A 21,927-nucleotide genomic window follows, 5' to 3' on the forward strand; every position below is an offset into this window, starting at 1 on the left:
GAGACCCCCTTGTGATGGATGACCGACGGGACTTCCCGCCCAGTGACCTTTCGCAGCTTGTCGGCTCGCGGCTTTGCCACGACCTGGTGAACCCGATCAGCGCCATATCGAACGGGCTGGAGTTGCTGGCGCTCTCCGGCACCGCCCCCTCACCCGAACTTGAACTGATTGGCGACGCGGTCAAGGACGCATTGGCGCGGATCAGGTTTTTCCGCATCGCCTTCGGGGCCGCGCGCCCCGGCGAAACCCTGTCGGCGCGCGAGTTGCGCGAGGTGCTCGGCGGCATATACGGGGCCGGTCGGTTGGAGGTTGACTGGCAGGTCACGGGCGACCTGCCGCGCCGCGATGCCAAGCTGGCCTTCCTGATGCTGAACGTCGCGGAAACCGCCTTTCCGCTCGGCGGTACGCTGACGATCCGGCAGGACGGCGCGGCCTGGAAGCTGGACGGAACGGGCCGCAAGCTGTCGGTTGACGATCCGTGCTGGCAGGCGCTGGCGACACCGGGGATTGTCGCCGCCCCTCCGCCCGCCAAGGTGCAATTCGCGCTGCTGACACAGGAGGTCGAGGCCCGTGACGCGGCACTTGAAACGCGGATCGACATCGACGCGCTTGGCCTCTCCATGCGGATCGACCTGCCTTAAAGCGCGCGCAACCCGTCGCGGAACCGGCGCATGTTATCCTGGTAACGCCGCGCCGAGTCGCGCAGCGCCTCCAGCGCCGCCTCATCCAGCCTGCGCACCACCTTGCCGGGCGAGCCCATGACCAGCGAGTGATCGGGGATCTCCTTGCCCTCCGTCACCAGCGCGCAGGCGCCGATCAGGCAGCCCTTGCCGATCTTCGCGCCGTTCAGCACCGTGGCCCCCATACCGATCAGGCTGCCATCGCCGATGGTGCAGCCATGCAGCATCGCCTTGTGCCCGATGGTGCAGTCCCTGCCGATGGTCATGGGATAGCCCAGATCGGTATGCAGGACCGAATTTTCCTGGATATTGGTGCCCGCGCCCACGCGAATCTCCTCGATATCGCCGCGCAGCGTGGCCCCGAACCAGACCGCCGCGCCCGCCTCCAGCACCACCTTGCCGATGACATTGGCATCGGGCGCGACCCAGGTATCCTCGTCGATTGCGGGCGCGATGCCGTCCAACTCGTAAATCATATCTGTCCCTCGATGAATTCCTGGTGCAACCGGCGCACGTGATCCTTGAGCCCCGGCTGCTGCGCGCGGCGCAGGCGCTCGGCGGTCAGGATCGTCTTGAGCTGCGCCTCGGTCGCATCCAGATCGTCATTGACCAGGACATAATCGTAGCCGTCCCAATGGCTGATTTCATCCCAGGATTTCTGCATCCGCTTGGCGATGGTCTCCTCGTCATCCTGGCCCCGCGCCTCCAGCCTGCGGCGCAGTTCGGTGATCGAGGGCGGCAGGATGAAGATCGACAGAGTGTGCAGCCCCAGGACCGAGTTGCGGATCTGCTGCGCGCCCTGCCAGTCGATATCGAACAGCACGTCGCGCCCCGCCTCGATGGCTTTTTCGACCGGGGCCATGGGCGAGCCGTAGAAATTGCCGAAGACATGGGCGTGTTCCAGCATGGCCCCATCGGCGACCATGGCCTGAAACGCGGTCTTGTCGTGGAAATAGTATTCGCGGCCATGCTCCTCGCCGGGGCGCGGGGGCCGCGTGGTGGCGGACACCGAGAAACTGAGCGTCGCGTCCCAGTCCATCAAGCGCCGCGCCAGCGTCGATTTGCCAGCCCCCGAGGGCGACGAAAGAATGACCAGAAGGCCGCGGCGGGGGTTGGTCAGTTCCATGCTCACTCCACGTTCTGCACCTGCTCGCGCATCTGATCAATCAACACCTTGAGGTCAAGCCCCGCCTGGGTCAGCGCGCCGTCGCCGGATTTGGAGCAGAGCGTGTTGGCCTCGCGGTTGAACTCCTGCATCAGGAAGTCGAAGCGCCGCCCGATGGGGCCATCCGTGGCCAGCAGCGTCTCGGCCGCGTCGATATGGGCTTGCAGGCGGTCAATCTCTTCCGTCACGTCGGATTTCACCGCCAGCAGCGCCAGTTCCTGCGCGATGCGGTCGGGGTCGGCGGCGTCCGTGGCCCCGAGCAGCTTGGCCACGTTGTCGCGCAGCCGCTCGGCGGCGGTCTCGCTGCGCGCCTTCGCCAGCGCCTGCGACTGATCGACCAGTGGGCGCATCTGCGCGATCTGACCTTTCAGACTGTCGTGCAGCGCCGCGCCCTCGGCGGCACGGGCGGCGACGAACGCCTCGGTGAGGCTGTCGAACTCGGCCAGCAGCACCTCATCCTCGGGCAGCCCCATCTCGGCGGCGTCGCTGGTCATCACGCCCTGCATGGTCAGGATGTCGGTGGGCCGCGCGCTGGTCAGGTGCAACCCCTCGGCCATCGCGGCGCGTTCGACATGGGCGATGGCGGAGAGAGCGCCCATCAGGGCGGTCTCATCCACCGACACCGCGCCGGTCGCGCTGTCGCGGGTGATGCGCAGGTTGACAGTCACATTGCCACGTGCCAGCCGCGTCTTCAGCCGGTCCCGCAACGCCGTTTCCAGCCGCCCCAGCCGGTCCGGCAGGCGCATCCGTATATCCAGCCCCTTGCCGTTCACGCTGCGAATTTCCCAGGCGCGCATCTGCCCGTCGCCCGCCACGTCCTGGGCCGCGAAGCCCGTCATCGAGTTAACCACTGCGCAGATTTCCCCCTGCTCGAACAATTTTCAACGTGTTATTAAGAAACGGGTAAGGATTTCGCGCCTAGCGTTAACACAAGGCCACGTGTGACGCCAATGCGAGACCCTGAGCTGGGGCATGGTTTTGGTAGGAGCACTGAAGTGGTGAGCCGAAATACTGTGACACAGGACAATGTCGTTGCCCTCTGGCAGCGCCGGGATGCCATGATCAATCCGATCGTCAGCGATTTCATCCGATACTGGGAAGGGCTGCGCCAGGGCGCCGCCGTGCCGCGCCGCGCCGATGTCGATCCGCGCGACATCAGGCAGGCGCTGAGCTATGCCTTCATCCTTGATCACCTGCGCCCCGGAACCGTGCGGTTTCGCCTCGCGGGGCAGCACCTGACGCAGTTGATGGGGATGGATGTGCGGGGGATGCCGCTGCGGTCCTTCTTCGAGCTTTCCGACCGCAAGCGCTTGATGGAGCACGTGGAAATGGTGTTCGAGGGGCCCTGTTCGCTGGATATCGACCTGGTCTCGGACGCGCAGGGCCGCGCGCCGCTGGAAGGGCGCATGACGCTGATGCCGCTCACTGACAACAAGGGGCGGGTCAGCCGCGCGCTTGGCATCATGGTCACCGATGGCGTAATCGGCCTGCCGCCGCGCCGGTTCCGCATCCGCCGCCCTGCGCTGCATCCGATCCAGCCGGGCAAACCGGTCGCGCCCGCCGCCGGCTTCAACGAGGCCACGCCCCCTTATGACGCACCGGCCCCGCGCAGGGCCCCCCGGCTGACGCTGCTTGATGGTGGCAAGGGTTGACCGGTTAACCGAAACCACGGCATTGAACGGAAAAACCCCCGGCGGCCTTGCGGCAACCGGGGGTGTTTTTTTGCGTCCGAAGCTGGCCGATTAACCAATCGCGCGCGACGGCGCGGTTTCGCGGTTGGACAATTCCTCGGCCACCAGGAAGGCCAGTTCCAGCGATTGCGAGGCATTGAGACGCGGATCGCAGGCGGTGTGGTAGCGGTCCGACAGATCCTCATCCGAGACGGCGCGCACGCCGCCGGTGCATTCCGTCACATCCGCGCCCGTCATCTCGAAATGCACGCCGCCCGGCACGGTGCCTTCCGCGCGGTGGATGGCGAAGAATTCCTGCACCTCGCGCAGCACGCTGTCGAAAGGCCGGGTCTTGTAGCCGCTGTCGGACTTGATCGTGTTGCCGTGCATCGGGTCGCAGGACCAGACCACATTGGCCCCTTCGCTGCGCACGGTTTCAATGAGGCGCGGCAGATGGTCGCCCACCGATCCGGCCCCGAAACGGGCGATGAGCGTCAGACGCCCGGCCTCGTTCTCCGGGTTCAGCTTCTCCATCAACACCTTGAGGTCCTCCGCCGTCGTGGTCGGCCCGCATTTCAGGCCCACCGGGTTCTGCACGCCGCGCGCGAATTCCACATGCGCACCGTCGGGCTGGCGGGTGCGGTCGCCGATCCAGATCATGTGGCCCGAGCCCGCGACCGGAAGGCCGGAGGTGGAATCGATCCGGCAGAGCGCCTCCTCGTATTCCAAGAGCAGCGATTCATGGCTGGTGTAGAAATCGACCGAGGCGATGGTGTGCGAGGTATCGGCATTCACGCCCGCGGCGGTCATGAAGTCCAGCGCGTCCGAGATCCGGTTGGCCATGTCGCGGTAGCGGTCGGCCTCGTCATCCTCGGTAAAGCCGAGGGTCCAGGAATGTACCCGGTGGATATCGGCGAAGCCGCCCTGGCTGAAGGCGCGGATCAGGTTCAGCGTCGCCGCCGACTGGGTATAGGCCTGCAACATCTTCTCGGGGCTCGGGATGCGCGCCTCGGGGGTGAAATCCAGCTCGTTGATGATGTCGCCCCGGTAGGAGGGCAGTTCCACGCCGTTCTTCACTTCGGTCGGTGCCGAGCGCGGCTTGGCAAACTGTCCGGCCATGCGCCCCACCTTGACCACCGGCACCTTGGCGGCGAAGGTCAGCACGATCGCCATCTGCAACATCACCTTGTAGGTGTCGCGGATGCTGTCGGCGGAAAAGGCGGCAAAGCTCTCGGCGCAGTCACCACCCTGAAGCAGGAACGCATCGCCGCGCGACACGGCCGCCAGTTCGCGTTTCAGGCGGCGCGCCTCGCCGGCGAAGACCAGCGGCGGATAGCTGGCAAGCTGGGTCTCGACGCGGGCCAGGGCCTCGCCGTCCAGATAGTCGGGCATCTGAACCCGAGGCTTCTGCCGCCAGCTTGATTTCGTCCACGCCTGTGCCATCACACGTCTCCTGATTGAAGTCCGAGGCCGCTTATACGCATCCCTTTGCCCTTGGCCAATGCGAAAATCGGGCCTGCGGGGATTGCGCCAGCGCCGAATTGGTGGTTTCGCTACTTGCAGCAACGTCTCGCTGACGCCATCTGGGAGGATTGCAGCGGCATGGTAACCCTGGTCAATGGTGTGCCCCGGCACCCCAAGAAATTCGTGTTTGTCCTGATGGACAATTTCACCATGCTCAGCTGCGCGGGCGCGGTCGATGCGCTGCGCATTGCCAACCGGCTTGCCGAGGCGAAGCTCTATGACATCGTGTTCGCGGGCGAAGGCGGCGAAGAGGCGCGATCCAGCTCGGGCGCCGTGTTCAGGCTGGCCATGGACCTGGAGGAGTTGAACCGCGAGGACACCGTCGTGCTGTGCAGCGGCGTCGAGGTGCAGGCCGCGACCACCCGGCGGCTGGTCAACTGGCTCAGGCGCGAGGCGCGGCGCGGGGTCAGCATCGCCGCGCTTTGCACCGCCGGTCACGCGCTGGCCAAGGCGGGGCTGCTGGATGGCAAGCGCGCCACGATCCACTGGGAAAACCAGGACAGCTTTTCCGAGGAGTTCGAGGAGGTCGACCTGACCAAATCGGTCTTCGTCATCGACGGCAACCGGATGACCACGGCGGGCGGCACCGCGTCCATCGACCTGATGCTGACGATCATCGCCACCGATCACGGCGAGGAACTGGCGAGCCAGGTGGCCGACCAGATGATCTATAGCTCGATCCGCACCGACCAGGACACGCAACGCCTGTCGATCCCCACGCGCATCGGCGTGCGGCACCCCAAGCTCAGCCAGGTCATCCGGATGATGGAGCAGAACATAGAGGAGCCGATCAGCCCCTCGATCCTGGCGCAGGAGGTCGGCATGTCGACCCGGCAGCTTGAACGCCTGTTCCGCCGCTACCTCAACCGCAGCCCGAAACGCTATTACATGGAGCTGCGCCTGCAAAAGGCGCGCAACCTGCTGTTGCAGACCGACATGAGCGTGATCAACGTGGCGCTGGCCTGCGGTTTCGCATCACCCTCGCATTTCTCGAAATGCTACCGGGCGCATTACGACACCACCCCCTACCGCGAACGCGGCACCCAGGCGGCGCGGGTGACAAGCTAGAGCCGCCCCGCACGACCGCCGCGCCTGCCCTTCGCGGGCGGCGTCTCCAACCCCTCGCGCAGCACTTTTGTCATCGGATGATCCGGGTGCGTATCCCCGTGTCGCGCCAGCAGCAGGCGCAGATGCGGGGCGGGATCGGGGTCGGAGAGGCTGAGCGCCCAATCGACGAAGATCGAGCGGCACTGGGAGGCGTCGATCCCGTCGATCCGGTAGGCCTCATGGATAAGGTGTTTTGGGTCGCTCGCGTCGCGCATGTCACGCATCCTTCGGTGGCTTGGCCATGGCCTTCGCGATGATACCCTCGGCCCGTGCCCGTATGCTTTCCGTTTTCGCGGCAAGTTCGCCCACATCCGCGACATCCGTCTCACGCGAGAGGAAGCGCCGCCCGCCAAGGCCGATCTCGTCGAGGTCCAGCCGCTTGTCGGTCAGAAGCCGGGTGGCCTGGTTGAGACGGCCATAGAGGTGATGCGCCTCCTGCAACGCGTCCGCCTGCCCCGCCTCCAGCCAGCCAAGCGACACGCCTGCCCGCAATTGCGCGGCGACGTCGCGGCGGGGGCAATGCGCGATGAGGGCAGCCGCCTGCGCGACCAGTTCGATATCCTTCATCCGGCCCGGCCCCTCCTTGGCATCCAGTCCCTCGCCCACACGCCCCGCCGCGGCCAGCCGCGCGCGCATGTCCTGCGCGTCGGCCACCACCTTGGCCGGGTCGCGGGTGACGGTCAGAACCTCGACGCGCACGGCCTCGATGGCGTCCAGAAGCGCAGGCTTGCCCGCAAGGGGCCGCGCGCGGGTCAGCGCCAGGTGTTCCCAGGTCCAGGCTTCGCCCAGGTGATAGTTGCGGTAGCTGTCCACCGAGGTCGCCACCGGCCCCTGCCGCCCCGAGGGGCGGAGCCGCATATCGACCTCGTAAAGCGTACCGTCGCCGGTGGGGGCCGACAGCGCGGTGATCAGCGTCTTGGTCGCCTTGGCGTACCAGCCGCGCGCATCCAGCGGGCGCTTGCCCTCCGACATCTCGACCCCGTCCGCGTCGTAGATCACGATCAGGTCGAGATCCGATCCGGCGGTCAACTGCCCCGCGCCGAGGCTGCCCATTGCCACCACCGCGCCACCCTTGCCGGGGGCCGGCCCATGCCGACGCGCGACCTCCTCGGCGACGCGGGGCCAGAGCGCGCGGATGATGGTGCTGGCCAGTTGCGAATATTGCGCGCCTGCCTCCTCGGCGTCGATCAAGCCGCGCAGGTGATGCACCCCGATGCGGAAATGCCATTCCTTCTTCCAGCGCCGCGTGGCGTTGAGGACATCCTCGTAATCCAGCCCCTCCAGGTCGCTTTCAAGATCGGCCTCCAGCGCCTCCTCGCCCGGCCAGGCCTCGAAGAACCCGCCGCCGATCACCGCGTCCAGCACGCCGGAATTGCGTGACAGGTGGCGCGACAGGCCGGGCGCGGTGCCGCAGATATCGACCAGCAGATCGACAAGGCTCGGGTTGGCCTCGAAAAGGGCGAAGAGCTGCACGCCCGCAGGCAGGCCGCGCAGGAAGCCGTCGAAATTGGTCAATGCCTCGTCGGGGCGCGGCGTGTCGAGGAACCGGGCCAGGATATCGGGTTTCAACCTCGCAAAGATCGCCTGCCCCCGCGCCGAACGCAGCGCCGGATAGCCGGGCCAGCGCGCGACGATATCCTCGGCGGTCTCGCTGAGGTCTGGCATGTCATGGGCGGGTGTGGTCTCGGTCTTGAAGAAGGGCTCGCACAGCGCGTCGACAGCGGCCAGCCGTTCCTGCAACCCCGCACGGAAACCCGCCACGTCGCTTTGCCCGCAGAGATTGGCCAGCCGCCGGAACCCGTCCTCATTGGTCGGAAGGTCATGGGTCTGGGTGTCGTGGATCATCTGCACCCGGTGCTCGATCTCGCGATGCGCGCGGTAGTGATCGGTCAACTCCCTTGCCGTCTGATCGCTGATCCAGTCCTTTTCCGCCAGCATCGCCAGCGCCGGAACCGTGCCGCGCAGCCGCAGATCGGGGTCGCGCCCGCCCGAGACGATCTGGCGGGTCTGCGCGAAAAACTCGATCTCGCGGATGCCGCCGGGGCCAAGCTTCATGTCATGCCCTTCCAGCTTGATCGGCCCGTGCAGCCCCTTGTGGCTGCGGATCTTGCGGCGCATGTTCTGGGTGTCTTCGATGGCAGCGAAATCCAGGTGCTTGCGCCAGACGAAGGGGGTCAGGATCTCCAGGAACCGCTCGCCCGCCGCGATGTCGCCCGCCGCCGCGCGCGCCTTGATATAGGCGGCACGTTCCCAGTTGCGCCCCTCGGCCTCATAATAGCGTTCTGCGGCGGTCATCGAGATGCAGACCGGCGTGACAGAGGCATCGGGGCGCAGCCGCAGGTCGGTGCGAAAGACGTAGCCCTCGCGCGTGACGTCGTTGAGCGTCGCCGCCATCTTGCGGGTGACGCGGATGAAGCCTGCCCGCGCCTCCATCTCGTCCGCATCGTCAAAGCGGTCATCGTCAAAGAGGCAAATGAGGTCGATATCGGAGGAATAGTTCAGCTCCCGCGCGCCCATCTTGCCCATGGCAATGGCGACCATGCCCGCGCCGGTCGCCGCGTCCGCCTCACTCAGCCCGGGGATCTTGCCGCGCCTTGCCTCGGGCACCAGCAGGCGGCGCAGGCAGACCGAGACTGCGGCATCGGCGAAATCGCTGATCAGGCCGGTGACCTCCTCCAGCGGCCAGACACCGCCCAGATCGGCAAGTGCTGCATAGAGATGCACGCGGCGCTTGGCTTGCCTGAGGCCGGACTCAAGATCGGCCCGCTCCAATGCGGCGGTGTCTTTCAGCAGGTCGGACTGCACGTCGCCCGGATCGCGGGTCAGCGCCTCGGCCAGCCACTCCGCCTCCTTGCCGATCAGCAGCGCCAGGTAGGGGCTGCACCCGGCGGTGCCCTCAATGAGCGGGCGCAATTCCGGGGCCAGATCGGGCAGATGGGTCAGCGCATCCGCGCCAAGCCCCTTGTCGAAGGGGATCGGATGGCGGGTGAGGCGGGATGCAAGGCTCATCCTTCCTTGATGGCGTTGCCCGCCCCCCGCGTCAACGCCTTGCCAAGCCCCGCGCGGCGCGGCAAGAACACAGCCATGAGCAAGAGCCTGAAACGTGTGCGCGCGGCGCTGGAGGCGGGCGGGGTCGCACCTGACATCCTGGAAATGGCCGAGGGAACCCGCACGGCAGCCGATGCGGCGCGCGCGGCGGGATGCGAGATCGACCAGATCGCCAAGTCGATCATCTTTCGCGGCGAGTCCAGCGGCGAGGCGCTGCTTTTCATCACCGCGGGCGGCAATCAGGTCTGTGCCGAGAAGGCCGGCGCATTGGCGGGCGAGACCCTGGGCAAGGCCGATGCGGGCCTGATCCGGGCGCAGACGGGGTTCGCCATTGGCGGGGTGGCACCCGTGGGGCATCTGACCCCGATCCGGGCCTGGTGCGATCCGCGCTTGCGCGGTTTCGCCACCGTCTATGCCGCCGCCGGAACGCCGCGCCACATCTTTCCCATCGCGCCGGATGATTTGCTACGCCTGAGCGGCGCGCAAGAGGCTGATTTCACGCGCTGATCTGCGCCAGGACGGACCGGGCAGCGCGCAATCCCGGCGCCTCGCCACCCTGCCCCAAGCGCTGCATCGTCAGCGTCATCGCGTCTTGCTGCGCCTCCCGCGCCTGCGGGTTTCCCGCCAGGTCCGACAGCGCCGCGCCGATCGCGGCGGGCTGGCAGGCGGGGCCGAGAAATTCCGGGATCACCCGCGTCTCCGAGACCAGGTTCACCAGCGTGACCGTGTCAATGAGCGCCGCGCGGCGCATGAGCGCCCAGGTGATCCGGTTCATGTCATAGGCGATCACCATCGGCGTGTGGCTGGCCGCCAGTTCCAGCGACACGGTGCCCGATGCCGCCAGCGCGAAATCCGCCGCGGTGAAGGCCGCGCGCTTGGCCGCCGCGATCCCCGGCATATGGCGCGGGTCCAGCACCAGCGGATCAACCGGCCAATCGGCCAGCAACTCGGGCAGGATCGGCGCGACATGGGCCACGGTGGGCACCACGACACGCAGGTCGGGATGGGCCGCCAGCACCGGCGCGATGGCGCGTCCGAAGATCGGGGCCAGCCGCGAGACCTCGGACCGGCGCGAGCCCGGCAGGACCAGCAGGAGCGGCGCATCGCGGGCAATATCGTGGGCGTGACGGAAGGCCATGGCGTCTGCGACCGTGGCCTGAGGCTCTGCCACCACCGGATGTCCGACGAAATCGCAGGACATGCCCGCGGCCTCCATATAGGGCGGCTCGAAGGGCAAGAGGGCCAGCACATGATCGACATGGCGTGCCATCTTCGCGGCCCGCTTGGGGCGCCAGGCCCAGACCGAGGGCGCAACATAGTGGATTACGCGCATCCCCGGCGCGGCGGCCTTCACCTGCTTGGCCACCCGCAGGCAGAAATCGGGGCTGTCGATGGTGATCAGCGCGTCCGGCTTCCAGTCCAGCACCGCGCGCGCGGCCTGGTCCTTCAATGCGAACAGCTCGCGCAGTTTCGGCAGCACCTCGGCAATGCCCATGACCGAGAGCCTCTCCATCGGAAAGAGGCTGCGCATCCCCTGCGCCGCCATCAAGGGCCCGCCGACGCCGTGAAATTCCACCTCGCCCGCCAATTCGCGCAAGCCCGCCATCAGTGCCGCGCCAAGCCGGTCGCCCGACGCCTCGCCCGCGACGAGGAAAAACCGCCGGGTCACGCCCGCGCCCAGAGGGTCAGCCCCGCCGCCTCGGCCGCATCCGCCACCGCGTCACGGTCGAGGATCAGCACCGACCGGGCCGCGATCTCGATGCCCGAGAGCCCTGCCTCGGCGGCTTTCATCACCGTGTCGGGGCCGATCACCGGCGTATCCATGCGCAGATCCTGCCCCGGTTTGGGCCGTTTGACCAGCACGCCACCAGACCCCGGCGCGGTGACGGAGACGAAACGCAGCATCGCGTCGGTGCCTTGCAGGGTCTCGACCCCGATCACCTGGCCCCTGGCGGCAATCGCGCCCTGGCCCACGTCAAGCGGCCCGAGCGCCTCCAGCACCGCGCGGGCGCGGGCGGCGTCCCCCTCCTGCGCCTGTGTCGGCGCACCGCAAATCGCGCCCGCATCCGCGACCAGATCGGGGCGCAGGTCGATGGCGCCGGTAACGGTAAAGCCCTGTTCCCCGAAGATCGCCGCAATCTCGCGCAACAGCGTATCATCCCCCTGGCCGATCGCGGCGGCGATGCGCGGCATCAGGGCCATGGTCTCGGCATCCATCAGCGCGGGGTCGAACTTCGGACGGGCAAGCGCCCCGGCAAAGGCCACCTCGGTCACATCCGCCGCCTTGAGGTCCGCGAAAAGCTGGCCGAACTGTTCGAACCGGGCGGCGATCTCGGGCGCGTCCAGCGGGGCGCTGGCGACGCCTTCCAGCCGAACCACGCAAGCGGGCCCCGCCGCCAGCAAAAGCCCCGGCAGCGCCCCTGCGCCTGCGATGATTGCGCGTGCCATATGCAACTACCCCGGTGTCAGGAAGGACCGTTCGCTTGCGCCCAGGATGAAGGCCACCATCTCGCGCACGTAATCGCTGTCGGGATTGTCGTCCGAGAGGCGCTGCGCCCGGTCCAGGAACGCGCCCTCGCCCTGCGCAAGCTGCTGGAACGCGGCGCGCAGCGCGGTGATGTCGGCGCGCGCCACGCCCTTGCGTTTCAGCCCGACCAGGTTCAGCCCGTCCAGCACCCCGCGCGGGCCCTGCACGAGGCCGTAGGGCATCACGTCTTTCGTCACCATGCAGACCGCGCCGATGATGGCGCCCTTGCCGATGCGCACCCATTGATGCACGCCCGAGAGGCCGCCGATGATCACGTCATCCTCCAGCACGCAATGGCCCGCGATGGCCGCCGAGTTGACCACGATCACCCGGTCGCCCACCTGCGCGTCATGCGCGATGTGGCAGCCCGCCATGAAGAGGCCGTCATCGCCCACGCGGGTCACGCCGCCACCGCCCTCGGTGCCGCAATTCATCGTGACGCTTTCGCGGATGCGATTGCGCTTGCCGATGATCAGGCTGGTATTCTCGCCGGCATATTTCAGGTCCTGCGGGATCTCGCCGATCACCGAGAAGGGAAAGATCACCGTCTCCTCGCCGATCTGCGTCCGCCCCGTCACCACGACATGGCTGCGCAGCGCGACACGGGGACCAAGTTCCACCTCCGCGCCGACAATGCAGAACGGGCCGACCGAGGCCCCGGCCCCGATCACGGCCCCCTCCTCGATCACGGCGGAGGGGTGCACCTGCGCTGTGGCATCTATGGCCATCGCCCTGCCCCCTTTTAACCGCTCAGGTCCATCATCGCGGTGAACTCGGCCTCGCAGGCCAGATCGCCCTCGACCTCGGCGCGACCCCTGAACTTCCAGACCTTGCCGCCGGGCTTGCCGCGGATCACCTCGACATGCAGCTCCAGCACATCGCCGGGGCCGACCTTGCGACGGAACTTGGCCCCGTCTATGGCCATGAAATAGACGAGGAAATTCTTGTCGGCGAGGTCGGCGGAGACCCCCACCATGACCGCCGATGCCTGCGCCATCGCCTCGATGATGGTGACGCCGGGCATGATCGGCACACCCGGGAAATGGCCCTGGAAATGCGGCTCGTTCATGGTGACGTTCTTGATGCCCACGGCCGATTTGAAGGGCACGATATCGCGCACCTTGTCGACCAGCAGGAACGGGTAGCGATGCGGTATGATGCGCTGGATCAGGTCGATATCGGCGCTGGTCGGGGTCTCGGCTGTCACGGGGCGTTCATCCTTCTTCTGGGCCTTGGACCTTGTGGTAGCAACTGTCGCCCCGCCCGACAAGCGCGTCAGGGCTGTTGCGGGGCAAGCGGGTCTTCGGGCAGGACGGGGATTTCCGGCGCAAGGGGGCTGTCGGGCGTCTCGGGCGCCGCCGGGGCCTGGCCCGGATCAGTGTCCAGCAGGTTCAGGATCGGCCCCGCGCCGCCATTGCCGATCTCGGCGTCGATCCGTTCCAGCGCCAGATCGGTGATGTCGATGCCCTCGACCGAATAGATCACCGCGCGGCTGTCCAGAACCGCCGCCGCACCACGGTCTTGCAAGAGCTCCACCAGAACCGGCGTCGTGGCCTGGATGAAATAGCGCCGCGCGGCCTCGGCCTGGGCGGTAAGGCGGCGCAGCCGTTCGGATTGCTCGTCGCGGATCGATTCGACACGGGCGTCGAACTCGTCGGCCAGAGGCCGGAACTCCTCCGAGGACAGCTCGGCCCGGCGCGTGGTCAGGCGGCGTTCCTCCTGCAGGAGCTCGGCCTCGATCTCGCGGTTTTCGCGTGCCAGTGCCGCCGATGCCGCGTCGATCTCGTCTTGCAGGCGCTGGCCGAAGCGCGATTCCTGGAACAGGCGTTCCTGGTTCAGCGTCACCACCGGCGGCCCTTCGATCTGGCCGAAGGACAGGGGTTGCGCAAATGCAGGCAGCGCCGCCCACAGGGACAGCGCTGCCAGAAGTGCCGGGATCAGCCGCATGGGAGCGGGATCAGAACCGGGCTTCGACGGTGAAGTCGAAACTGCGGGTCCGGTCATAGGCCTCGGCATCCAGGACATGCGTGAAGTTGAAGCGCAGCGGGCCGATCTGGGTATCCCAGAAGAGCGAGAAGCCGACCGACTGGCGCAAATGCAGGCTGTCATCGACGATCCCGCCAACACCTGCGGTGTCATCCAATCCCCAGACGGTGCCGATATCGTAGAACACACCGCCGGAAATGCCGTATTCCTCGGGAAGGCCGATCGGGAAGGCGGCCTCGAAACGGGCCACAGCATAATAGTTGCCACCCAAACCATCCTCGGCGGCACCGGGATTCATGGCCAAATCAGTTACGTCGCGGGGACCAAGACCGCCAGCCTCGAAGCCGCGCATCTGGCGTGAGTTGAGGCGGAACCGCTCGGTGGTGCGGCTGTTGCCCGACAGCATGTTGAGCGCGCCGCCCTCAAGCGTCGCGCGCAGCGACACTTCCTCGCGCAGCACGGTGGTCTCGCCGGTGACGGAGGCGGTGGTCTGGATATATTCACGATCGCCGCCAAGGCCCGCGAACTCCTGGCCAAAGCGGAACTGCACGCCCGCATTGGTGTTCAGACCGCTGTTGCGGGTGTCGTAGACATAGTTGTAGCCGATGGACGAGGTCAGGAACTCTCCCATCTCTCGTGTAAGGATCGGAGAAGACGTACTTGGCACGTTGGTGATGCTGTCTTGGCCGATGCTGTAGAACAGGCCAAGGCGGCTGTTTTCCGACAGTGGGAAGCTGAAGGAGGGGCGGATGCCAAACCCTTCCGTGTCGAAGGTCGCGTTATCGTCGTTCGACGTGGTCTGGTAATAGGCGCTGAAGCCGAAGGTCACGTCCCGGCCCAGGAAGGCCGGTTCCGAGAAGGCGAAGTTGAAGCCGCGCGAGGATTCGGTGGTGTCGAAACCGAAGCTCAAAGACTGACCCCGGCCCAGGAAGTTGCGTTCCGAGAAGGACACGTTGAGGCCGACGCCGCCATCGGTGGAATAGCTGGCCCCGAAGCCGAGCGAACCGGTCGGCGCCTCTTCCACGTCGACATCGACGATCACCTGATCTTCGGTCGAGCCGGGGCGCGCGGCGACCTGCGCATCGGCGAAGAAGCCGAGCGCACGCACGCGTTCGGCGCCGTTGCGGATCTCGCGCGGGTCCAGCGGGTCGCCTTCGGCGGTGCGGAACTGGCGGCGGATCACGCGGTCCATGGTGGTGGCGTTGCCCTCGATGTCGATGCGTTCGACAAAGACCCGCTCGCCGCGGGTGACCTGGAACTCGATATCCAGTGTCAGATCCTCGTCATTGCGCGTCAACACCGGTTCGATGCGGATGAAACGCAGGCCCATCTGGGTGGCGAGGTTCTCCATCCGGGTGATCTGGTTGTCGATCAGGCGCGGCGAATAGGTCACGCCCGGGCGCAGCCGCAACACGGCATGGAATTGGTCGGGGTCGATATTGGGCAGGTCGGTCGTGGTGGTGATTTCGCCAATGCGGAAGCTCTGGCCTTCACGGATGTTGAAGGTCACGAAATAGGCGTCGCGGGCGCGCGTCAGCTCGGAGGTGGAGCTTTGCACGGTGAAGTCGATATAGCCGCGCTCGCGGTAGAAATCGGTCAGCAGTTGGCGGTCGAACTCGATCCGGTCGGCGACGAAGGTGTCGGAACGGATGAAGGTGCGGAAGAACCCGGCCTGCGTGCTTTCCAGAACCCGGCGCAACCGGCGGTCCGAATAGGCGCGGTTGCCGACGAAGGCGATGCGCTCGGTCTCGGTGACGCGGCCTTCGGTGACCTCGAAGACCAGATCGACGCGGTTTTGGCTGCGCCGGATGATCTGCGGGGTGACGGTCGCGGTCAGGCGGCCCTGCAGGCGGTAGGCTTCAGTGATCTCGGCGGCATCGGCCTCGGCGGTCGCAGGTGAATAGGCGCGGCGCGGCTGCGAGGCCAGCAGCGGCAGCAGATCCTCATCGTCAAGCCGCCGGTTGCCCTCGATATTGATGCGGTTGATGGTCGGGTATTCCTGCACGATGATGACAAGCTGGTTGCCGCGCGGCACGACCTCGACCGTTTCGAACAGGGTCGAGTTCTGCAGCCGCTGAAGCGCATCGTTCAACTGTCCGGCGGTGACGGTTTCGTTGCGCGGGATGCTGGCGAAATTCAGCACCGTTGCCTCGGCGACACGCTGGTTGCCCTGCACATCGAAGGACGTGAAGCGGAAGGTCTGCGCGTCGGCCCCGGACGGGATCAGGAACAGCACCATCAGAAGAACGGCAAAGACGGCGTCCAACCGCAGTCCACGCCTCAGGAATCCTGCAAAACCATCCATCGAATCCGCCCCGTCAGAAATACATCTCTGTTGACCTGCTCTATCGCGCGGGCGAAGGGTTGTCAAAACGCCATTGGCGCAGGGATGGAGGTATTGTGCGACCGTGGCACAAGATATACACGTATCGACAGGAAAACCGGTCAGCCGACCGGAAGGATTTTCAGCAAAATCAGAGGCTCACGAGCCATCCGGCCAGTGTCAGCGCGCCCACGATGGTCACCGGCACCAGCAGGCGGTCGATATTGACCTCCACGAAGAAGCTGAAGGAGCGGTAGCTATGCGTGATCGTTTTCATCGGTCTTGGCCTCGGGTCTGATCTCGAGGGCGCACTGGCCCTTTGCCCGACCATCGCGCCCGAATGCGGCACGAATACGGCACGTTAACGGCTGATTAGCGGAATTTTCCCCTTACGGGCAGAAGAGATCATTGGTCAGTGCAAACAGCATCAGCCCCAGGATCAGCGTCAAGCCGACGGTCATGAAGATGCGCAGCGCCTTGTCCGAGGGCGGACGTCCGGCCACGGCCTCGAAGGCATGGAACAGCAGGTGACCGCCATCCAGAACCGGGATCGGGAAGAGGTTCAGAAGGCCCACGGCGGTGGACAGCACGGCGATGAACCAGAAGAAGGAATCGAGACCCTGGCTGGCCGCCGCCCCGGAGGTTTCGGCAATCCCGATCGGGCCTTGCAGGTTGCAGCTTGAAATCGCGCCGGTGATCATGTGCCACAGGCCCGACAGCGAGGTCTCGATCACGTAGCCCACGGTGGTGACGCCGCGCATCAGCGCCTCGCCAAACCCGACCCTCTCGACCTCGGGGTCGAAGAAAAGCCCCCCCGTGACCCCCATCAGCCAGCGCGTCTCGAAGCCGCCATCGGGCGACGGCAGGTCCATCCGGCGGGGCGCAAGGGTGATGTCCAGCATCTCGCCATCGCGCCAGACGCTCAAGGACAGCTCGGCGCCTTCCGAATTTTCCACCGCCTCGCGCAGCTGGCTGAAGGCATGGACAGTTTCGCCGTCGATCTGCCGGATCACATCGCCCTCGCGCAGGCCCGCATCCATCGCCGCCGAACGCGGCGTGACGCTGCCAATGGCCGGGATCAGCGGAAAGGAGGCTTCGACCTGCATCGCCTCGCCACCCCGAAGGATGTCATAGGTCAGGGTCGCGGCAGGCTCCAGCGTGCGCCCAAGCTCGAACACGTCCGACAGGTCCGCGACCGGCTCACCGGCGATCGCGGTGATCTCGTCGCCCTGTTCCAGCACCGCCATTTCGGCGGGCATCGGGCGGATCTCGCCCACGCGGGGCGCCTCGGACGCCTGGCCCGAGAAGAGCAGCACGGCGGCAAAGATCAGGATCGACAGGATGAAATTGAAGATCGGCCCGGCGGCGACGGTCGCCGCCCGCGCCCAAAGCGGTGCGCCGTGCATGGACCGGCGACGTTCCTGCGCATCGAGCGCATCAATCGCCACCGCATCCTTGCCCGAGGCCGCATCGGCATCGCCAAGGAACTTGACGTAGCCACCGAAGGGAAGTGCCGCGAATTGCCACTTGGTGCCGTGCTTGTCGACCCGGGAGGCCAGAACCGGGCCGAAGCCGAGCGAGAAGACCTCGGCATGGATGCCCGACCAACGCCCGACGATGTAATGGCCGTATTCATGGATCGCGACGATGATCGAGAGGGCCACGACAAAGGCGATGATCGTGAAGGCAATGCCGCCGAATTGCGGGATGAGGTCGGTCACGCGCGTTTCTCCTGTAGCTGGCTGGCCTGCTCGGCTGCTCTTATCCGTGCCAGATGGTCGGTTTGCAGGACGGTGTCCAGTGTCTCTATGGCACCCTCAAGGCGAAATTCGCGCGACATGACGTCAAGCGTGGCCTCGACCAGCGGGGCCATGTCCATGAACCCGATGCTGCCTGCGATGAAGTGATCCAGCGCCACCTCCTTCGCGGCGTTGAAGACGGCACCCGCATGGCCGCCCGCTGCCATCACCTCGCGCGCCAGGCGCAGGGCGGGAAAGCGGGCCGTGTCGGGGGCCTGGAAATCGAGCGTGGCGATCCGGGCCAGGTCGATGCGATCCACCGGCAGCGCGGCGCGGTCGGGCCAGTGCAGCGCATAACCGATGGCATGGCGCATATCGGGCGCGCCCAGATGCGCCATCAGCGCGCCGTCATGAAAGCCCACCAGCGCGTGAATGATGCTTTGCGGATGGATGACGGTGTCGATCTTTTCCGGCACGACGCCGAAATACTCATGCGTTTCAATCAGTTCCAGCGCCTTGTTGAACATCGAGGCGCTGTCGATGGTGATCCGCTGGCCCATCTCCCAATTCGGATGGGCCGAGGCGTCTTGCAATGTCGCATATCGCAACCGTTCCAGCGGCCAGTCGCGCAGGGCGCCGCCCGAGGCGGTGATGATGATGCGCTCGACGGCGGCCATATCCTCGCCCACCAGCGCCTGGAAGACGGCGGAATGTTCGCTGTCCACCGGCAGGATGCGCGCGCCCTGTTCCTTCGCCTTGGCCATCAACAGAGGGCCCGCCGTCACCAGGCTTTCCTTGTTGGCCAGCGCCAGGGTCGTGCCGTGATGCAGCGCCCGGAACCCCGGCGCGAGGCCCGCGGCCCCCACGATGGCCGACATGATCCAGTCGGCGGGCCGGTCGGCGGCCTCCAAAAGCGCCCCTGCCCCGGCGGCGGCGGCGATGCCCGTTCCGGACAGCGCATCGCGCAAGGCAGAGAGGCCGTCTTCATGCGCGGTAACGGCGATCTCGGCGTTGAACTCGCGCGCATCCCTGGCCAGTTGCGCCACGTTGCGCCCGCCGGTCAGGGCCACCACGCGGTAGGCGCCCCGGTCGCGCCGGATCAGGTCCAGCGTGTTCTGCCCGATGGACCCGGTCGCACCGAATATGCTGACCGTCCGCGTCATGCCCAAAGCCCGACGCCCGCCATCACCAGCGTCGCCAGCGCGCCCGCCCCCGCCATGGCGTCGAACCGGTCCAGCACGCCGCCATGACCGGGGATGAGGTCCGAGCTGTCCTTGACCCCCGCCTTTCGCTTGATCGCGCTCTCGACGATGTCACCCATCTGCGCGGCCAGCGCCAGAAGCGGGGCCACGACGAAGACCATCAGCGGCTCATAGCCCAACACGGCCCAGGCCACCGCGACGGCGGCAATCCAGCCCGCGACGGTGCCCGACCAGGTTTTCTTGGGGCTGACGCGGGGCCAGAATTTCGGCCCGCCCAGAATACGCCCGGCGAAATAGCCCGCGATATCCGAGGCCACAACCACCGCGACGACAAAGAGGATGAAGATCAGGCCATGCACCACGCGCAGGTAGAACATGCCGATCACGGCAAAGAGGAAAAGCGCGCCGTAGAGGCAGAAGATCCAGCGGTGTTGCAACGGCACGGTCTGCACCCCCGCCCACAGCGCCACGCCCAGAAAGGGCACGATCCAGGGGGTCAGGTGCAGGTTGTCCAGAAATCCGTAGCCCGAGGCCAGCGCGACGATCTGTGCGGCCAGCACCGCGAAAACGGCCAGCGCGCCAAACCCGCCGGCCTTCTTCGCCACTCGCCCGCCAAGCATCCGGTGCAATTCCCAGATGCCGATGCCACCGATTGCGATGAGGCCCGCCGCCATCGGCAACCCGCCGACATAGATCAGGCCAAAGCCCACCCCCGCCAGCACCAGGCCCGAGATCACGCGCGGGGCCAGGTCGCCCCATTTCGCCGCCGCGTTGCTCATGTGCTGACCGCACCGAACCGTCGGCTACGCTGGCCGAACCGGCCCACGACCTTGGCGAATTCATCGGCGTCGAAATCGGGCCAGAGCGTGTCGATGAACTCATATTCCGCATAGGCCGATTGCCAGAGCAGGAAGTTTGAGATCCGCGCCTCGCCGCTGGTGCGGATCACCAGGTCGGGATCGGGCAGGAAACAGGTATCGAGGTATTTCGGCAGCGTCTCGTCGTCGATCTTGTCCGGGTCCAGCTTGCCGGCGGCCACGTCATGGGCCAGCCGCTGCGTGGCGCGCGCGACCTCGTCCCGGCCGCCGTAATTCAGCGCGATGGTCAGGTGCACGCCGGAGTTCTCCGCTGTCAGCAGCTCCAGGTTGTCCATCAGATCCTGCAACCGCGCGTCCAGCCGCACCCGGTCGCCGATGAAGCGCACACGCACGTTCTTTTCGTGCAACTCCGCCGCCTTGGCCGAGATGAAGCGCTTGAAGAGGCGCATCAGCCCCGCCACCTCGGTCTGGGTGCGTTTCCAGTTCTCGGTCGAAAAGGCAAAGATCGTCAGGTACTTGACGCCGAGCGGCAGGCAGGCCTGGACAATCTCCTGCACGCGCTTGGCGCCCGCGTGATGCCCCACGAGGCGCGGCCGCTTGCGCAGTTGTGCCCACCGGCCATTGCCATCCATGATGATCGCCACATGCCGCGGAGGGGTTGGTGGGTCGTCCTTCGGGGCCATCGGCGCTCCAGTATCGGGATCGGGCTGGTGCTCAGACCTGCATGATCTCTTCTTGCTTGGTGTTCAGGAACTCGTCGACCTTGGCGATATGGGTGTCGGTCAGCTCCTGCACCTCGTCTTCCCACAGTTTCTGATCGTCCTCGGACAGGCCCTGCGCCTTGCCCTTCTTGATCTGGTCCATGCCGTCGCGGCGCACGTTGCGGATCGAGACGCGGGCATGTTCGGCATATTGCGCCGCGACCTTGGCCAGCTGCGCGCGGCGTTCCTCGTTCAACTCGGGGATCGGCAGCATGATGATGGTGCCGTTGAGTTGCGGGTTGATGCCCAGGCCGCTTTCGCGGATCGCCTTTTCGACCTTGCCCACCAGCGACTTGTCCCAGACATTCACCGTGACCATGCGCGGTTCCGGCACGTTGACAGTGCCGACCTGGTTGATCGGCGTCGGGCTGCCATAGGCGTCGACCATCACCGGCTCCAGCATCGAAGCCGAGGCGCGGCCCGTGCGCAGGGATGCGAATTCGGTGCGCAGCGAGGCCAGCGCGCCCTCCATCCGGCGCTGCAAATCGTCCGTATCAAGCATGAAATCGTCTGACATGAGGGTTCATCCTGTGGTGGGGCCGCTTCATGGGCTCTTGCATGGGGGGTATATCGCAACTGGCGGTGAAAACACCAGTGGCGGTTTCGGGGCCCGCGCCGTGCGTCAGCCGGAGACCTTGGTATAGGTCCCCTGCCCCTCCAGGATGCCGCGGAAGCCGCCCGGCTCATCCAGGCTGAAGACCACGATCGGGATGGCGTTCTCGCGCGCCAGCGCAATCGCCGAGGCATCCATCACGCCCAGATGCTTGGCCAGCACCTCGTCATAGGTGACGGTGTCATAGCGCGTGGCGTCGGCATGCTTGGCCGGATCCTTGTCATAGACGCCATCGACCTTGGTGCCCTTGAAGATCGCCTCGCATTTCATCTCGTTGGCGCGCAGCGTGGCGGCGGTGTCGGTGGTGAAATAGGGGTTGCCGGTGCCGGCGGCGAAGATGCAGACGCGCTTCTTCTCAAGGTGGCGCACGGCGCGGCGGCGGATATAGGGCTCCGCGACCTCGTCCATGCGGATGGCGGAAATCACGCGGGTATGGATGTTGAGCCCCTCAAGCGCCGATTGCATCGCCAGCGCGTTCATCACGGTGGCCAGCATGCCCATGTAATCGGCGGTGGTGCGCTCCATCCCCTGCGCCGAGCCTTGCAGCCCGCGGAAGATGTTGCCGCCGCCGATAACCATGCAGATCTCGACGCCCATTTCATGCACCGTCTTGACCTCGCGCGCGATGCGCTCGACCGTGGGCGGATGCAGCCCGTAGCCCAGGTCGCCCATCAACGCCTCGCCCGAGATCTTCAGCATGACGCGGGAATAGGCGGGCTCTGCGGCGGTGTCGGGGGGCATGGGACGCGTCCTGTCTGCTATGT

Annotated in this window: 23 protein-coding genes; 4 read left to right on the top strand and 19 right to left on the bottom strand. The window is 66.3% G+C overall.

Annotated features, from left to right (window positions below; all coding sequences use genetic code 11):
• Positions 1–14 precede the first annotated feature (14 nt).
• A complete protein-coding gene (locus tag HNS34_RS06575; protein ID WP_172319253.1) occupies positions 15–641 on the top strand; it encodes a histidine phosphotransferase family protein in 627 nt (208 codons plus the stop codon).
• Here the strand turns inward: HNS34_RS06575 and HNS34_RS06580 are convergent.
• The 3 genes from HNS34_RS06580 to HNS34_RS06590 are packed head-to-tail and all read right to left on the bottom strand — an operon-like array spanning position 638 to position 2,684.
• A complete protein-coding gene (locus tag HNS34_RS06580) occupies positions 638–1,156 on the bottom strand; it encodes a gamma carbonic anhydrase family protein (protein WP_172319254.1) in 519 nt (172 codons plus the stop codon). The two genes, HNS34_RS06575 and HNS34_RS06580, sit on opposite strands and share 4 nt — an antisense overlap.
• Positions 1,153–1,806: a guanylate kinase gene (gmk, locus tag HNS34_RS06585; RefSeq protein WP_172319255.1), complete on the bottom strand. Its 654-nt coding sequence runs from the start codon at positions 1,804–1,806 to the stop codon at positions 1,153–1,155. Before gmk ends, HNS34_RS06580 begins: the two co-directional genes overlap by 4 nt.
• A gap of 2 nt (positions 1,807–1,808) precedes the next feature.
• A complete protein-coding gene (locus tag HNS34_RS06590) occupies positions 1,809–2,684 on the bottom strand; it encodes a YicC/YloC family endoribonuclease (RefSeq protein WP_172319256.1) in 876 nt (291 codons plus the stop codon).
• Positions 2,685–2,843: 159 nt separating this feature from the next.
• Between HNS34_RS06590 and HNS34_RS06595 the strand changes: the two genes are divergently transcribed.
• A complete protein-coding gene (locus tag HNS34_RS06595) occupies positions 2,844–3,497 on the top strand; it encodes a PAS domain-containing protein (RefSeq protein WP_172319257.1) in 654 nt (217 codons plus the stop codon).
• A 90-nt stretch (positions 3,498–3,587) separates the two neighbouring features.
• On the opposite strand, the gene HNS34_RS06600 is transcribed toward HNS34_RS06595, so the two are convergent.
• The gene (locus HNS34_RS06600; protein ID WP_172319258.1) at positions 3,588–4,958 is read right to left on the bottom strand and encodes a class II 3-deoxy-7-phosphoheptulonate synthase; all 1,371 of its coding nucleotides are present in this window, start codon (positions 4,956–4,958) and stop codon (positions 3,588–3,590) included.
• Positions 4,959–5,117: 159 nt separating this feature from the next.
• Here HNS34_RS06600 and HNS34_RS06605 point away from each other — a divergent pair, with 159 nt between their 5' ends.
• Positions 5,118–6,107, top strand: coding sequence for a GlxA family transcriptional regulator (locus HNS34_RS06605; protein ID WP_172319259.1), 990 nt, complete (start codon positions 5,118–5,120; stop codon positions 6,105–6,107).
• On the opposite strand, the gene HNS34_RS06610 is transcribed toward HNS34_RS06605, so the two are convergent.
• A complete protein-coding gene (locus tag HNS34_RS06610) occupies positions 6,104–6,361 on the bottom strand; it encodes a hypothetical protein (protein WP_328700479.1) in 258 nt (85 codons plus the stop codon). The genes HNS34_RS06605 and HNS34_RS06610 overlap by 4 nt on opposite strands.
• Before the next feature lies 1 nt (position 6,362).
• Complete coding sequence (locus HNS34_RS06615; RefSeq protein WP_172319261.1) at positions 6,363–9,155, bottom strand: [protein-PII] uridylyltransferase family protein; 2,793 nt, start codon at positions 9,153–9,155, stop codon at positions 6,363–6,365.
• Between the two features lie 75 nt (positions 9,156–9,230).
• Here HNS34_RS06615 and HNS34_RS06620 point away from each other — a divergent pair, with 75 nt between their 5' ends.
• The gene (locus tag HNS34_RS06620; protein ID WP_172319262.1) at positions 9,231–9,701 is read left to right on the top strand and encodes a YbaK/EbsC family protein; all 471 of its coding nucleotides are present in this window, start codon (positions 9,231–9,233) and stop codon (positions 9,699–9,701) included.
• Here HNS34_RS06620 and lpxB read toward each other — a convergent pair.
• From lpxB to pyrH, 13 genes are all read right to left on the bottom strand, one after another.
• Positions 9,691–10,863, bottom strand: a complete 1,173-nt coding sequence (gene lpxB / locus HNS34_RS06625; RefSeq protein ID WP_172319263.1) for a lipid-A-disaccharide synthase — start codon at positions 10,861–10,863, stop codon at positions 9,691–9,693. The two genes, HNS34_RS06620 and lpxB, sit on opposite strands and share 11 nt — an antisense overlap.
• The gene (locus HNS34_RS06630; protein WP_172319264.1) at positions 10,860–11,642 is read right to left on the bottom strand and encodes an LpxI family protein; all 783 of its coding nucleotides are present in this window, start codon (positions 11,640–11,642) and stop codon (positions 10,860–10,862) included. Before HNS34_RS06630 ends, lpxB begins: the two co-directional genes overlap by 4 nt.
• A 6-nt stretch (positions 11,643–11,648) precedes the next feature.
• On the bottom strand, positions 11,649–12,449 hold the full coding sequence (lpxA, locus tag HNS34_RS06635; RefSeq protein WP_172319265.1) for an acyl-ACP--UDP-N-acetylglucosamine O-acyltransferase: 801 nt from the start codon (positions 12,447–12,449) through the stop codon (positions 11,649–11,651).
• A gap of 14 nt (positions 12,450–12,463) precedes the next feature.
• A complete protein-coding gene (fabZ, locus tag HNS34_RS06640; RefSeq protein ID WP_172319266.1) occupies positions 12,464–12,928 on the bottom strand; it encodes a 3-hydroxyacyl-ACP dehydratase FabZ in 465 nt (154 codons plus the stop codon).
• A 68-nt stretch (positions 12,929–12,996) separates the two neighbouring features.
• Positions 12,997–13,668, bottom strand: a complete 672-nt coding sequence (locus tag HNS34_RS06645) for an OmpH/Skp family outer membrane protein (RefSeq protein ID WP_172319267.1) — start codon at positions 13,666–13,668, stop codon at positions 12,997–12,999.
• Positions 13,669–13,678: 10 nt separating this feature from the next.
• A complete protein-coding gene (gene bamA, locus HNS34_RS06650; RefSeq protein WP_328700480.1) occupies positions 13,679–15,973 on the bottom strand; it encodes an outer membrane protein assembly factor BamA in 2,295 nt (764 codons plus the stop codon).
• Between the two features lie 208 nt (positions 15,974–16,181).
• Positions 16,182–16,307 (bottom strand): hypothetical protein, encoded by a 126-nt coding sequence (locus HNS34_RS20915; protein WP_268879079.1) that lies wholly within the window; start codon positions 16,305–16,307, stop codon positions 16,182–16,184.
• Between the two features lie 112 nt (positions 16,308–16,419).
• Positions 16,420–17,751, bottom strand: coding sequence for an RIP metalloprotease RseP (gene rseP / locus HNS34_RS06660; RefSeq protein WP_172319269.1), 1,332 nt, complete (start codon positions 17,749–17,751; stop codon positions 16,420–16,422).
• Positions 17,748–18,932, bottom strand: a complete 1,185-nt coding sequence (gene dxr / locus HNS34_RS06665) for a 1-deoxy-D-xylulose-5-phosphate reductoisomerase (protein WP_172319270.1) — start codon at positions 18,930–18,932, stop codon at positions 17,748–17,750. The genes rseP and dxr overlap by 4 nt, the downstream gene beginning before the upstream one ends.
• Entirely contained in the window at positions 18,929–19,750 is an 822-nt protein-coding gene (locus tag HNS34_RS06670; RefSeq protein WP_172319271.1) for a phosphatidate cytidylyltransferase, read from the bottom strand. The genes dxr and HNS34_RS06670 overlap by 4 nt, the downstream gene beginning before the upstream one ends.
• Positions 19,747–20,472: an undecaprenyl pyrophosphate synthase gene (locus tag HNS34_RS06675; RefSeq protein ID WP_172319272.1), complete on the bottom strand. Its 726-nt coding sequence runs from the start codon at positions 20,470–20,472 to the stop codon at positions 19,747–19,749. The genes HNS34_RS06670 and HNS34_RS06675 overlap by 4 nt, the downstream gene beginning before the upstream one ends.
• A 31-nt stretch (positions 20,473–20,503) precedes the next feature.
• On the bottom strand, positions 20,504–21,067 hold the full coding sequence (gene frr, locus HNS34_RS06680) for a ribosome recycling factor (protein ID WP_172319273.1): 564 nt from the start codon (positions 21,065–21,067) through the stop codon (positions 20,504–20,506).
• A 105-nt stretch (positions 21,068–21,172) separates the two neighbouring features.
• Positions 21,173–21,904 (bottom strand): UMP kinase, encoded by a 732-nt coding sequence (gene pyrH / locus HNS34_RS06685; protein WP_172319274.1) that lies wholly within the window; start codon positions 21,902–21,904, stop codon positions 21,173–21,175.
• Positions 21,905–21,927: the final 23 nt, after the last annotated feature.

It is taken from the genome of Alterinioella nitratireducens (genome assembly GCF_013155465.1).
Taxonomy (GTDB): Bacteria; Pseudomonadota; Alphaproteobacteria; order Rhodobacterales; family Rhodobacteraceae; genus Alterinioella; species Alterinioella nitratireducens.

What these genes read in the sequence shown, in the direction of transcription:
- HNS34_RS06590 (WP_172319256.1), bottom strand. Translation starts at nt 2,684, where the DNA reads ATGACGGGCTTCGCGGCCCAGGACGTGGCGGGCGACGGGCAGATGCGC.
- frr (WP_172319273.1), bottom strand. Translation starts at nt 21,067, where the DNA reads ATGTCAGACGATTTCATGCTTGATACGGACGATTTGCAGCGCCGGATG.
- HNS34_RS20915 (WP_268879079.1), bottom strand. Translation starts at nt 16,307, where the DNA reads ATGAAAACGATCACGCATAGCTACCGCTCCTTCAGCTTCTTCGTGGAG.
- lpxA (WP_172319265.1), bottom strand. Translation starts at nt 12,449, where the DNA reads ATGGCCATAGATGCCACAGCGCAGGTGCACCCCTCCGCCGTGATCGAG.
- HNS34_RS06615 (WP_172319261.1), bottom strand. Translation starts at nt 9,155, where the DNA reads ATGAGCCTTGCATCCCGCCTCACCCGCCATCCGATCCCCTTCGACAAG.
- HNS34_RS06670 (WP_172319271.1), bottom strand. Translation starts at nt 19,750, where the DNA reads ATGAGCAACGCGGCGGCGAAATGGGGCGACCTGGCCCCGCGCGTGATC.
- dxr (WP_172319270.1), bottom strand. Translation starts at nt 18,932, where the DNA reads ATGACGCGGACGGTCAGCATATTCGGTGCGACCGGGTCCATCGGGCAG.
- gmk (WP_172319255.1), bottom strand. Translation starts at nt 1,806, where the DNA reads ATGGAACTGACCAACCCCCGCCGCGGCCTTCTGGTCATTCTTTCGTCG.
- HNS34_RS06645 (WP_172319267.1), bottom strand. Translation starts at nt 13,668, where the DNA reads ATGCGGCTGATCCCGGCACTTCTGGCAGCGCTGTCCCTGTGGGCGGCG.
- pyrH (WP_172319274.1), bottom strand. Translation starts at nt 21,904, where the DNA reads ATGCCCCCCGACACCGCCGCAGAGCCCGCCTATTCCCGCGTCATGCTG.
- HNS34_RS06675 (WP_172319272.1), bottom strand. Translation starts at nt 20,472, where the DNA reads ATGGCCCCGAAGGACGACCCACCAACCCCTCCGCGGCATGTGGCGATC.
- HNS34_RS06620 (WP_172319262.1), top strand. Translation starts at nt 9,231, where the DNA reads ATGAGCAAGAGCCTGAAACGTGTGCGCGCGGCGCTGGAGGCGGGCGGG.
- HNS34_RS06600 (WP_172319258.1), bottom strand. Translation starts at nt 4,958, where the DNA reads ATGGCACAGGCGTGGACGAAATCAAGCTGGCGGCAGAAGCCTCGGGTT.
- HNS34_RS06575 (WP_172319253.1), top strand. Translation starts at nt 15, where the DNA reads ATGGATGACCGACGGGACTTCCCGCCCAGTGACCTTTCGCAGCTTGTC.
- HNS34_RS06580 (WP_172319254.1), bottom strand. Translation starts at nt 1,156, where the DNA reads ATGATTTACGAGTTGGACGGCATCGCGCCCGCAATCGACGAGGATACC.
- HNS34_RS06610 (WP_328700479.1), bottom strand. Translation starts at nt 6,361, where the DNA reads ATGCGCGACGCGAGCGACCCAAAACACCTTATCCATGAGGCCTACCGG.
- HNS34_RS06630 (WP_172319264.1), bottom strand. Translation starts at nt 11,642, where the DNA reads ATGGCACGCGCAATCATCGCAGGCGCAGGGGCGCTGCCGGGGCTTTTG.
- HNS34_RS06605 (WP_172319259.1), top strand. Translation starts at nt 5,118, where the DNA reads ATGGTAACCCTGGTCAATGGTGTGCCCCGGCACCCCAAGAAATTCGTG.